The following is a 10,619-nucleotide window of genomic DNA, read 5'->3' on the forward strand; positions in this document are numbered from 1 at the left end:
AGATCGAGGTAAACGGCGAGAAGCGGTGGATTCTCGAACAGGACCGCGAAGACTTGTTCGGCTCCCCCACCGATTCGAGTACGCGCTTGCTCGGGCCTTTCGATCCGTATGTACAGCTCAAGGATCGGGAGACCCTGGTTCCCGATCCGACCGCCCAGAAGACGGTGTGGCCGACCCTCGGGCGACCGGGCACGGTGGTGGTCGGTGGCACGATCACCGGATTGTGGCGACCACGAGCATCCGGAAAGAAGCTGAAGGTCGCGATCACCCCGTGGGGAACGTGGTCACGATCGGCCCGCGCAGCAGTGGCCGAGCAGGCCGAAATACTTGCCGAATTTCGCGGCGTCGAGCTCTCCGAACTGGTCGAAGTATCTTGATCGAGCCAGTGGCATCCGGATAATTCCAGCTCACACCCGCCCCGATTCGGAGAAGGAAACCCCCAACGATAACCTGAATGCGACCTTCGCACGCACCCTTGTTCAGGAGAGATGATGGCCGACTTCCTCTATGAGGACCTGTTGCCGATCGGTGATGACACCACCGAGTACCGATTGCTCACCACCGAAGGGGTGTCGACAGTCGAGGGACCGGACGGCCGCACCTTCCTGCAGGTCGAGCCGGAAGCGATGCGCTTGCTGACTGAAACGGCGCTGCACGACATCTCTCATTACCTGCGCACGGATCACCTGACGCAACTCGCGAGCATCCTCGACGATCCCGAAGCGTCGAACAACGACAAGTTCGTCGCGCTCGATCTGCTCAAGAACGCCAATATCGCCGCTGCCGGCGTTCTGCCGATGTGCCAGGACACCGGAACCGCCATCGTCATGGGCAAGCGTGGACAGCATGTGCTCACCCCCGGCGACGACGAGAAGTCCATTGCCCGCGGTGTCTACGACGCCTACACGCGTCTGAACCTGCGCTACTCGCAGAACGCCCCCATCACGATGTGGGACGAGAAGAACACTGGCAACAACTTGCCCGCGCAGATCGAGCTGTACGCCGATACTGCTGCCGGACATGAGAACTCGTACAAGTTCCTCTTCATGGCCAAGGGCGGCGGAAGCGCCAACAAGTCCTACCTGTACCAGGAAACCAAAGCGATCCTGAACCCCGACTCGATGATGCAGTTCCTCGAGGCGAAGATCCGCTCACTCGGCACCGCGGCCTGCCCGCCGTACCACCTCGCGATCGTCGTCGGCGGTACCTCGGCCGAGTTCGCGATGAAGACGGCCAAGTACGCGTCCGCGCACTACCTCGACGAATTGCCCACCGAAGGCGCCATCACGGGCCGCGGCTTCCGCGATCACGAACTCGAGAAGAAGGTCTTCGAGCTCACGCAGAAGATCGGCATCGGCGCACAGTTCGGCGGTAAGTACTTCTGCCACGACGTCCGCGTCGTTCGACTCCCCCGCCACGGCGCTTCGTTGCCCGTCGCCATTGCGGTGTCCTGCTCGGCAGATCGACAGGCGAAGGCCAAGATCACCCCGGAGGGCGTGTTCCTGGAACAGCTCGAATTCAACCCGGGCCGTTTCCTGCCCGAGGTCACGGACGCTCAGCTCGACGAAGAGACGGATGGCATTTCGGGTACCGGCAAGGGCGCTGCGGTCAAGATCGACCTCACCAAGCCCATGGCCGAGATCCTCGCCGAGCTGTCCAAGCACCCGGTGAAGACTCGTCTCTCCTTGACCGGTCCGCTCGTCGTGGCACGCGACATCGCGCACGCCAAGATCAAAGAGCGTCTCGACGCAGGCGAAGAGATGCCCCAATACCTCAAGGATCACCCGGTGTACTACGCCGGCCCCGCCAAGACACCCGACGGTATGGCATCCGGTTCGTTCGGCCCGACCACGGCCGGCCGCATGGACTCGTACGTCGCGCAGTTCCAGGCCGCCGGTGGCTCGATGATCATGCTCGCCAAGGGAAACCGCTCCAAGCAGGTCACCGACGCCTGCAACACCCACGGCGGTTTCTACCTCGGATCCATCGGTGGACCGGCAGCACGCCTGGCACTCGACTGCATCAAGAAAGTCGACATCCTCGAGTACGCCGAACTGGGGATGGAAGCCGTCTGGAAGATCGACGTCGAGGACTTCCCCGCGTTCATCGTCGTCGACGACAAGGGCAACGACTTCTTCGCCCATACCGGTGAAGTGACCCTGACGATCGGTAAGCGTCCGGGTCTGTAGACACGTCAACAGCAAAGAGCCCCGGCGAGTTTCGATCGCCGGGGCTCTTTTTCGTGTTTGGTCAGGTCCAGAGCGCGGCCACGAATACGGTCACGATCGACAAACCGCCGACGACGTGTACCAGATTCGGATTGGGCTGGCCCTTCTTCTGCTTCGCACGGGTGATCTCGGCAAGCGCCACGATGACCAGCGAAAGCACCAGCTTCACAGCAATTTTCGCGTGAATGTAGTTCTTGTCCAGGGCGCCTTCGCCCAACCCGACGATGATCAGGCCGGACACGAACTGCATCCTGGCACCCCACACCATGACGTCGGTGATCGAAGGAGCCTTGAGGACGGTGAAGTAGCTGCCGACCAGGGCAGCCATGCCGAGTAGGTGAATCACTACAAAGACGTTGTATAGAACAGACATACAAGCACTTTAACTTGTACCTTGTTCTGGCCGAACGGAACTGCGACTTCTATCAGAGAATTCCGGCTTCGGATGCGGCGGAACGATATTTCGCTGCCAAGGTGTCCACCGTCTCGTGTGCGTTGAGACCACTGGGATTGGGCACGATCCACAGTTTTGCCCCCTCGAAATCACGGTCCTGACGCCCGGCCGTCGCCTTCTTGTCACCGAAAGCTGTTCGATAGGCGGTGATCCCGGCGAAGGCAACGACTACTGGATTGGTTGCGCGCACGATGTTTCGGACCCGAACTCCGCCAGTTGCGAGTTCCTCCGACGTCAATTCATCGGCGCGCGCAGTTGCCCGCACCGCCAAATTGGTGATGCCCACTCCCCGATCGATCAGATGCTGTGTGTCAGCGTCCGACATACCCGCGGAAGGATCGATCGCATGCTCGATTATGCCTGCCCGCAGCAGTGCCGGATAGAACCGATTGCCCGGCCTGGCGAAATGCGCGCCTGTTGCGGCAGTCCACAGTCCCGGGTTGATACCGACGAACAACAGCCGGCAATCCGGCCCGATCAGATCCTCGATCTCGGCGTCTCGGAACGATTCCAGTTCGGCGCGCGTGAATCCCATGCAGCCAGTACATCAGGCCGTCACGACAGCGCTTCGCGCACCTCGTCGATCGCGTCGTGCATCATCTGCTCGTACACGTCGATGTCCGGGATCGAGGCCGGACTGCTGGTGATGCTGATCGTCACAGTGTCCCCGATCCCGTGTACGCCGTGGGTCAACGACATGACCGGTGACAAACTCGGGAAGCCAGCTGTGAACCGAACGACGCCGCCTCCGAGCACCAGATCCGCGTCACCGCGCGCGACACTCGACACCACGGTGTTTCCAGTGACCTCGTCGGGCACTGCCGTGAAATCGTATTGCTGCACGCCCCAACGGACCAGCGGGCCGGGAACCGCGTTCAGCGCGAGATCCGAAGCTGCGCTGGACGGGTGGGATGCCCGTGCGCGACGCTCGTCCATCGACTCCTTTATCCGTTGGGCTCGCTCACGAAGATCATCGACGTCCGGGAACAGTCCGACACCTGCATTGCGGAAGTGATTGCGCGCCGTGGGTGTACCTGCCTTGGCGATGGTCACCTCAGCTCCCAATTCGGGCGGTACCGAGCCGTCTCGCTCGGTGAGGTAGTTCGCCATCGCTACCGAGATGGCTGTCATCGCTCCGACTGTGACGGATACGCCGTCGCCACGGAAATCTGCGCTGTCCCGCACGACCATGCGCACCAGTCGGTGCGGTCCGGGAGGGATGTTCGAGCGCACCTTGGGACGGCTCGCCGCCTGCGGCGCAACAACTCCCGATTCGGTGTCCGCCTGGAGCTGTAACTGTGCTCGGTGCCCCGCCCGGCCGTCGCGGAACAGCGAAACGAGTTGCCCCGGAAGGCGCAGGACGGCGCGGCCCAGAATCTCGGCTGTTCCGCTACGCCGCACGTCCGTCTTCTGCTTTGCGGGCGGTTGCGGCGAGAACAGCTGGCGAGCAATCGCCGACGCGCGTTTGCCGTCCGCCAGAGAATGAGCGACCTGCAGAACTGCGATGAGCGCCGGGCCACTGCAGCGCGGGACGCCGGTGACGCCGTGAAACAGGTGCAGCGTCCACGGGGACTCGCGCGGGTCGACGTGGTTCTCGAGTAGTTTCTCGATTCCGTGAATGCACGAGAGCCACGAGTTTTCGGGCAGCTCATGCACTCTCGCCAAGGAGGCGTCGACCGGCATGGGCTCCCACACCGGATAGTCGAGGTGCCACGGTGATTCACGAATCCGAACATTGAGATCCGGAATGAGCGACGCTCTTTCCACCACCGAGCGTCGTAGCTCGTCCATGTGCTGGCTCTGCCCGTCGAAACAGTAGAGCAGCAGCTGATCGTTCGGGATCTTCTCCGAAATCCAGAAGGTTTGGGCATCGGTGGGCGTCATCCGTAACACCGGGAGACGGTACCACCGGCTTGTCAGCTCTTTTCTGCAGCAGCTTTCAGCTGGGACAGGCCCTTCTCGAAATCCTTTCCGACAAGCTTGTCCATGCTGAAGATGAAACCGAAGATCTTGAAGAACAGATTCTTCTTTCCGGTCATCTTCCACGTCACCTGAACTTCACCGGAATTCGGCGAGATGAGAAACGTGGTGACGTTCTGCGCCTTGAACGGCTTGAGGAAGGCCAGGTCCAAAACTACTCGTTCATTCGGGACGGATTCGGTGATCACCATCGAACCGGAGCCCGCCTTCTTGTTTCCCGCCCAGGCGTACGAAGCCCCGACGCCCGCGTCAGGACCCGCGTACGTACGCTGCATCGCCGGGTCGAGACCTTCCCACGGCGACCACTGAGTCCACTGATGGAAATCGTTGATCAACGCGAAGACGACCGGTGCTTCTGCCTTGACGATCGTCGTACGTTCTACCAGGAATTCGTCGGAATTCTGCGAAGCCATCGTCGATCTCCAATTCTCGGGCGTGACAAGTGTTCGGAATTATCCACGGTCGACGAGATCGGAGCGAGTCGACACTCAGTCCCGCAGGCACAGGCAGAAAAAGTGACCGACCGGGTCGCGGTACACGCGGAAAGTCTGATGTTCCGGAATGTCGGTCACCCGCTGCGCACCCAGGCTGATCACCCAAGCCTCGGCGGGGTCGAGAGAATCCACGAACAGATCCAGATGGATCCCGACACCGGAGGTCGGCCAGTCCACCGGAACAAAATCCGGAGCGAGCTGAAATGCGAGCCGCCCCCCGCCGGGCCCTTCGATCACGTGCCAATCATCCTCGTCGCGAACACTTTTCCACTCGAGGACCTGGACGTAGAAGTTGGCCAATGCAGCCGGATCCGGGCAGTCCAGGACTGTGTAGTCCATGCCGATGTTCGGGCGCGTCACTGTGCCTTCTTCTCCTGAACTTTCTTACGCACGAACAACAACGGAAGAACCAGCGTCGCAACGGCGGTTACCAGCCACACGACGACGGTTCCCAGAATCCACGTCGAGACACCGGAGATCGACAGATTGGAGAAGAGCGACGCCACCAACAGCGCGACAAATGTCGACACCAATCCGATTCCGCCGAGAAATGCCGGTGCATGGCGCTTTGCCACCGTGGCGATGAACGGCGCCAGGACCGACTGCGCAATCGCAAAGATCACGACCGCAACGATGAATCCGGATGTGGGCGCCGAGAAGCCCGAAAGAATCAACGACGCAACAAGAAGCCCGACAGCGGCAGAACCCAGGAAGATCGCGGCGCGAATCAGGAAGCTGATCATTTGTTGATCCTATATGTCGGATATCGAGGAGAACAGATATTCACAATCCCAGAGATTCCTGCACCTCTCGCAATGTCCGGGCAGAAGATCGGAGCCCCGAAGCCTCTCTTTCCGATAGCGGTACTTCGAGGACTCGGCCGGCACCAGCACGACCAACCATCGTGGGAAGGGACAGGCAAACGTGCTCGAGTCCGTGGACGCCGCTCTGCAAAGTCGACACCGGCAGAACCCGTTGTTCGTCCCGCAACACGACTTCCGCGATGAATGCGCTCGACAATCCGATGGCGAGGTTGGTCGCACCCTTACCCTCGATGATCTCGTAAGCACTCTCGACTACAGACTTCGCTACTTTCGCGCGTAGGTCGGGGCCGAGGACGCCACCCGACGGTCCCACGAACGAGGTTGCCGGCACTCCGCCGATGGTTGCGCTCGACCAGAGCGGAATCTCGGAATCCCCGTGCTCGCCCACGATGAAGGCATGAACGTTCTCCACCGCGACTCCGAGTTCGGTAGCCAGCAGGAATCGCAATCGGGCCGTGTCCAGCACGGTCCCAGATCCGAAAATTCGGCCGCGGTACGACGGTCCCGCGGCCTGGATCGCTGCGTAGGTCGCCACGTCGACCGGGTTGGTGACGAAGAGAAGGACCGCGTCCGGTGACACCGCCAACAGTTGTTCGGTCAGTGTCTGCGCGATCTTGACGTTCACCGCGGCAAGTTCGAGCCGCGACTGACCGGGATGCTGTTTGGCGCCCGCGGTGACGACGACCAAGTCGGATCCCGCGGTGACCGAGATGTCATCGCCTCCGTCGACAGTGCACGGCGGTGTGAACTGGGTGCCGTGGTTGAGATCGAGAACTTCGGCCCGGACCTTTGCGCTGTTGGTGTCGTAGAGGGCGAGCGCGTCGGCCGATCCGCGTATCAGGCACGCATACGCAATTGCGGTGCCGACGCTTCCCGCACCGACAACGGACACTTTTCGCCTGGATGAACGATTCGGCGTCGTCATGGGTAAATGGTGCTCGTTCCATAACGATTTCGCAGCACAACGGATTGCCAGTCTCTTCTCAGGGTTTGGATGCCGACCTCTCAGAATCGACATGGATCATCGCTGGCATGGCTGAGGTAACCGTTCTTGCAGTTGGCGGCACCGGCGAATCCCACGTCGGCGACGACGGCACCCGTGTGCGCGGACTCCTCAGTGCCGTCACCGACGAACTCGACAGTCGATTCGATTCTCGCTGGGTCGCTTATCCCGCATCGTACGGTCCGGTCGCCGACGGTGGCCTGAGCTTTCGGCACAGCACCGCGATGGGTGTGAAGGCCCTCACCGCCGAAATCGCACAGACAGACGGCCCGGTCATGCTGATCGGATACTCACAGGGATGCACCGTGATCCGCTCGGCTCTTCCGACGCTGAACCGCGCCAACATCATCGGAGTCGGACTGATCTCCGATCCTCAACAACCGGCAGGCGTGATCGAAGGTTGTGAGGGACACGGAGTTGCCGGCGACGGACCCGATATCCAGCCGTGGATTCCGGTCAAGTGGATCGGGCACCCGCAGGACATGATCTGTAATGCCAGCGACGACAGCTACATTCGCGACATCGCAGACTTGACGCGCTGGATGTCCTTCTCGCAGGCACGCGTGTGGGCAGGAAAGGTTTGGGAACTACTTCGTAGCAATGCTTTCCAGAATGCGCAGAAGACTCGTTTCAGTCCCAAACAGTGGCGTACCGATCTACGACGCCTTCGCACCGCGTTCCTCGAAGTACTTGGTTATCTGCCGACGAAGTTGAACCTGAACCGGTTTCAGCTCAAGAACCCTCGCGGCGGTAGACACATCAGCTACGCGATCGAACCTCTCGACGAGAGCGGCCTGACCGGGTGTGAGGTTCTGGCGTCGTGGATGAAGGTCCAAGCGAGCGGCGTCGGACAGCACATTCACGCGGCCTGACCTTTACCGTTAGTTTACCTAACGAACCCCGGCGAGCCATTCGACGCCTCTACGTTCCTTTCATGCAACTGAGCAGAATATTGTCGTGCGCCGCCGTGACCGTCGCACTCCCCCTCACCGCCCTGGCGGCCCCGGCCGCCGCATCGCCAACCGGCAGTCTCGACTGGTCCGGTTCGTTCGGTAGTTCAGCGCCCCAGCCGGTTTCGACGTTCGACGTCCAAGCCCACCGCGGCGGGCTCGGCCTGTACACGGAAAGCAGCCTGGCCGCGTTCGCGAATGCCCTCGAAATGGGCGTCAGCACACTGGAACTCGATACCCAGATCACCGAGGACGGGATCGCTGTCGTCACGCACGATCGCAAGATCTCGAACAAGAAATGCCTCGACACCGAGCCCGCCACTACCGGCGACCCGGAGTTCCCGTACGTCGGCAAATTCGTCAACACGCTGAGCCTGCAACAGATCAAGACCATGGACTGCGGCACGCTCCCCCTTGCCGGATACCCTGAGCAGCAAAATGTTCCGGGAGCGAAAATGCAGACACTCGAAGAAGTGCTCGCTCTGGTGAAGTCGTACAACGCACCCGGAATCAAGCTCAACATCGAGACCAAGGTGGAAGCGGGAGCACCTCACGAGACCGCCCCGCGTGAGCAGTTCGTCTCTGTTGTTCTCGACACGATCCGGGCAGCCGGATTGTTGGACAGCGTCACCATTCAGAGCTTCGACTGGGGCTCACTCATGCTCACCCGTCAGCTCGCGCCGAGTGTGCCTGTCGTCGCGCTCACCAATGGCGACTTTCTCCAGGTAGGCAAGGACGGAGCATCACCGTGGCTCGGCGGTCTGGACATCGATGATTTCGGTGGCGACGGCATCGCTGCGGTGGCAACCTTTGGTGCCTCCGCCTACTCCCCTGTCCAAGGAACTCCGCAGGGCGGAAAGGTCGGGGATCCCGGTTTCACCCTCTATCCGACAGCCGACATGATCGCGAGCGCACATGCGCGTGGCATGAAGGTCATCCCGTGGACCGTCGATGATCCCGCCACCATGCACGCCCTGATCGACCTCGGTGTCGACGGAATCATCACCGATTACCCCGATCGTCTCCGAGCCGTCCTGACCGAGCGAGGCATGCCACTACCTGCACCTGCGGTCAAGAAGTAGCCTCCACCGCGCACCGAAGCAGGTACCTGAACAGGTACTACGGCCGATGTCCCCGGGGTCCCGTCGGCCGCATCCTGGACAGGTACTTACTCGGGTGATCGGAGGTGAATTCTGATGATGTCTTTGAAGGACCAACTGGACAACTGCGAATACCTACTTGCCGACGCGGAAATGGCCGGCGACTGGAATGCTGTCCGGCGATTCAGGGAATACCGGCTCAGGCTCGTTCGACAACTGTGCAGGCAAAGGGCTGCCGGTCTCTGCGCCTAGAGGCCTCACCTCAGCCGTATCTGAACTGAGTCCCTCTGGGCGGTTACGATCCGCCGTCGCCCGAGTCACAGTCGGGTGCTCTCACCAATTGAGCTACAGAAGGTATGGCCCGCAGTGCTTTTCGACTGCGATCTTTCTCTGCCGAACCATACGGGCCCGCATCTCGTCCGCGCTACTGATTTTCGAGTAGACGATCTACACCGACCACCGCTGTGAGTTCGGTTTCCGCGTCCCCGCGGGGACGTCCCCGTCGAGGCCACACCGAATCACCGCTGACCAGTAGTCGATGGGATGATGACCTGCGTGTCCATGTCCCCACCGCTGCCCGTCAAGAACGGGGTTGGCCCGACGCGCCTACGCATCCCGCTCTCTGGGCCGTGGGCGACGATCGCCGAGTACGTCGTAGCCAAGTTCGACCATCTGGACGCCGAAAACCTGTATCGGCGGTTCGAGGACGGCGAGTTCGTGGATATCGACGGCACCTCGATCCGCCGGAGCACAGAACTCAGCGCGCACCGGTTCGTCTGGTACTACCGTGAGTTGCCGGCGGAGGACCCGGTGCCGTTCCACGAGGAGATCCTGCACGTCGACGACGATCTCGTCGTGATCGACAAACCACATTTTCTCCCGACCACCCCCAGCGGGCGCTACCTGCGCGAGTCGGCGCTCGTCCGACTGCGGGTCCGCCTCGACAACCCAGATCTGACCCCGATCCATCGGCTCGACCGCGGCACCGCAGGGGTGGTGATGTTCTCGGCCCGCCCCGCGACGCGCGGCGCATATCAGTCGTTGTTCGAGAAGCGACAGGTCACGAAGGTCTACGAGGCGGTGTCAGCGCGACCGTCCCGGTGGGGCCAGGATGCACCGGGGTTCGCCGAATCCGACGGTCCCCTCGTCTACCGCAACCACATCGAAGCTCGGCGCGGCGAGTTGCGGGTCCTCGTCGACGACAGCCGTGAACCTAACTCCGAGACTCTGATCGAGGCGCGAGGGACGGGAGTGAGCGGCTCCGGACGTACAGTGCTGCACACGGTTCTACGTCCGCGCTCCGGACGGATGCACCAGTTGCGGGTGCATTTGGCGGCTCTCGGCGCCGGAATCCTGGGCGACCGGCGATACCCCGACCTGCTGCCCGACGCACCCGACGATCATTCTCTCCCACTCCAATTGCTCGCGAGGGAACTCGAATTCACCGATCCGTTGTCGAGGAGACCGCGGCGGTTTGTCACACGTCGGACGCTCAGCGAGATGCCAGTGGGGTGAAGACCGGAAGCCGCGGGGCGATTGTGCAGCCGCGACAATAGTTATCGCTGCGGCTGCACAATCGCCCCGCG

Annotated in this window: 12 protein-coding genes and 1 tRNA gene; 5 read left to right on the forward strand and 8 right to left on the reverse strand. The window is 61.6% G+C overall.

The genetic code is table 11. The features are described from left to right. Both ACYP01_RS29490 and ACYP01_RS29495 read left to right on the forward strand, forming a co-directional pair. On the forward strand, positions 1–377 hold a 377-nt coding region (locus tag ACYP01_RS29490; RefSeq protein ID WP_459683574.1), incomplete at its 5' end, for a DNA glycosylase AlkZ-like family protein. 114 nt (positions 378–491) lie between these two features. Further along, positions 492–2,189: a fumarate hydratase gene (locus ACYP01_RS29495; RefSeq protein ID WP_459683576.1), complete on the forward strand. Its 1,698-nt coding sequence runs from the start codon at positions 492–494 to the stop codon at positions 2,187–2,189. A 61-nt stretch (positions 2,190–2,250) separates the two neighbouring features. Here the strand turns inward: ACYP01_RS29495 and ACYP01_RS29500 are convergent, their stop codons facing one another. From ACYP01_RS29500 to ACYP01_RS29530, 7 genes are all read right to left on the reverse strand, one after another. Beyond that, on the reverse strand, positions 2,251–2,601 hold the full coding sequence (locus ACYP01_RS29500) for a hypothetical protein (RefSeq protein ID WP_459683578.1): 351 nt from the start codon (positions 2,599–2,601) through the stop codon (positions 2,251–2,253). Between the two features lie 52 nt (positions 2,602–2,653). Continuing rightward, positions 2,654–3,217 carry a mismatch-specific DNA-glycosylase gene (locus tag ACYP01_RS29505; RefSeq protein WP_054826430.1) on the reverse strand — a complete coding sequence of 188 codons (564 nt, stop codon included), beginning with the start codon at positions 3,215–3,217 and terminating at the stop codon, positions 2,654–2,656. 20 nt (positions 3,218–3,237) lie between these two features. Then, on the reverse strand, positions 3,238–4,566 hold the full coding sequence (locus tag ACYP01_RS29510; protein WP_459683581.1) for a WS/DGAT domain-containing protein: 1,329 nt from the start codon (positions 4,564–4,566) through the stop codon (positions 3,238–3,240). 32 nt (positions 4,567–4,598) lie between these two features. Continuing rightward, a complete protein-coding gene (locus tag ACYP01_RS29515) occupies positions 4,599–5,075 on the reverse strand; it encodes an SRPBCC family protein (protein WP_003945238.1) in 477 nt (158 codons plus the stop codon). A 75-nt stretch (positions 5,076–5,150) separates the two neighbouring features. Next, the gene (locus ACYP01_RS29520) at positions 5,151–5,516 is read right to left on the reverse strand and encodes a VOC family protein (protein ID WP_459683584.1); all 366 of its coding nucleotides are present in this window, start codon (positions 5,514–5,516) and stop codon (positions 5,151–5,153) included. After that, a complete protein-coding gene (locus ACYP01_RS29525) occupies positions 5,513–5,899 on the reverse strand; it encodes a phage holin family protein (protein WP_003945275.1) in 387 nt (128 codons plus the stop codon). The genes ACYP01_RS29520 and ACYP01_RS29525 overlap by 4 nt, the downstream gene beginning before the upstream one ends. A gap of 40 nt (positions 5,900–5,939) precedes the next feature. Continuing rightward, entirely contained in the window at positions 5,940–6,905 is a 966-nt protein-coding gene (locus ACYP01_RS29530) for an L-lactate dehydrogenase (protein WP_037132004.1), read from the reverse strand. A 107-nt stretch (positions 6,906–7,012) separates the two neighbouring features. On the opposite strand from ACYP01_RS29530, the gene ACYP01_RS29535 reads away from it, so the two are divergent. Together ACYP01_RS29535 and ACYP01_RS29540 are read left to right on the forward strand one after the other, a co-directional pair. Next, positions 7,013–7,855, forward strand: a complete 843-nt coding sequence (locus ACYP01_RS29535) for a PE-PPE domain-containing protein (RefSeq protein WP_459683587.1) — start codon at positions 7,013–7,015, stop codon at positions 7,853–7,855. A gap of 62 nt (positions 7,856–7,917) precedes the next feature. Beyond that, positions 7,918–9,015 carry a glycerophosphodiester phosphodiesterase family protein gene (locus ACYP01_RS29540; protein ID WP_175280099.1) on the forward strand — a complete coding sequence of 366 codons (1,098 nt, stop codon included), beginning with the start codon at positions 7,918–7,920 and terminating at the stop codon, positions 9,013–9,015. 300 nt (positions 9,016–9,315) lie between these two features. On the opposite strand, the gene ACYP01_RS29545 is transcribed toward ACYP01_RS29540, so the two are convergent. Continuing rightward, positions 9,316–9,388: transfer RNA gene (locus ACYP01_RS29545), tRNA-His, on the reverse strand. A 188-nt stretch (positions 9,389–9,576) separates the two neighbouring features. On the opposite strand from ACYP01_RS29545, the gene ACYP01_RS29550 reads away from it, so the two are divergent. Beyond that, complete coding sequence (locus ACYP01_RS29550; RefSeq protein ID WP_459683589.1) at positions 9,577–10,548, forward strand: pseudouridine synthase; 972 nt, start codon at positions 9,577–9,579, stop codon at positions 10,546–10,548. The last annotated feature ends 71 nt before the right edge of the window (positions 10,549–10,619 follow it).

The sequence above is a fragment of the Rhodococcus sp. no. 34 genome (genome assembly GCF_054589475.1).

Excerpts from the sequence above, each read along its gene's own strand:
- ACYP01_RS29495 (WP_459683576.1), top strand. The coding sequence starts at position 492 with ATGGCCGACTTCCTCTATGAGGACCTGTTGCCGATCGGTGATGACACC.
- ACYP01_RS29500 (WP_459683578.1), bottom strand. The coding sequence starts at position 2,601 with ATGTCTGTTCTATACAACGTCTTTGTAGTGATTCACCTACTCGGCATG.
- ACYP01_RS29505 (WP_054826430.1), bottom strand. The coding sequence starts at position 3,217 with ATGGGATTCACGCGCGCCGAACTGGAATCGTTCCGAGACGCCGAGATC.
- ACYP01_RS29510 (WP_459683581.1), bottom strand. The coding sequence starts at position 4,566 with ATGACGCCCACCGATGCCCAAACCTTCTGGATTTCGGAGAAGATCCCG.
- ACYP01_RS29515 (WP_003945238.1), bottom strand. The coding sequence starts at position 5,075 with ATGGCTTCGCAGAATTCCGACGAATTCCTGGTAGAACGTACGACGATC.
- ACYP01_RS29525 (WP_003945275.1), bottom strand. The coding sequence starts at position 5,899 with ATGATCAGCTTCCTGATTCGCGCCGCGATCTTCCTGGGTTCTGCCGCT.
- ACYP01_RS29530 (WP_037132004.1), bottom strand. The coding sequence starts at position 6,905 with ATGACGACGCCGAATCGTTCATCCAGGCGAAAAGTGTCCGTTGTCGGT.
- ACYP01_RS29535 (WP_459683587.1), top strand. The coding sequence starts at position 7,013 with ATGGCTGAGGTAACCGTTCTTGCAGTTGGCGGCACCGGCGAATCCCAC.
- ACYP01_RS29540 (WP_175280099.1), top strand. The coding sequence starts at position 7,918 with ATGCAACTGAGCAGAATATTGTCGTGCGCCGCCGTGACCGTCGCACTC.
- ACYP01_RS29550 (WP_459683589.1), top strand. The coding sequence starts at position 9,577 with ATGATGACCTGCGTGTCCATGTCCCCACCGCTGCCCGTCAAGAACGGG.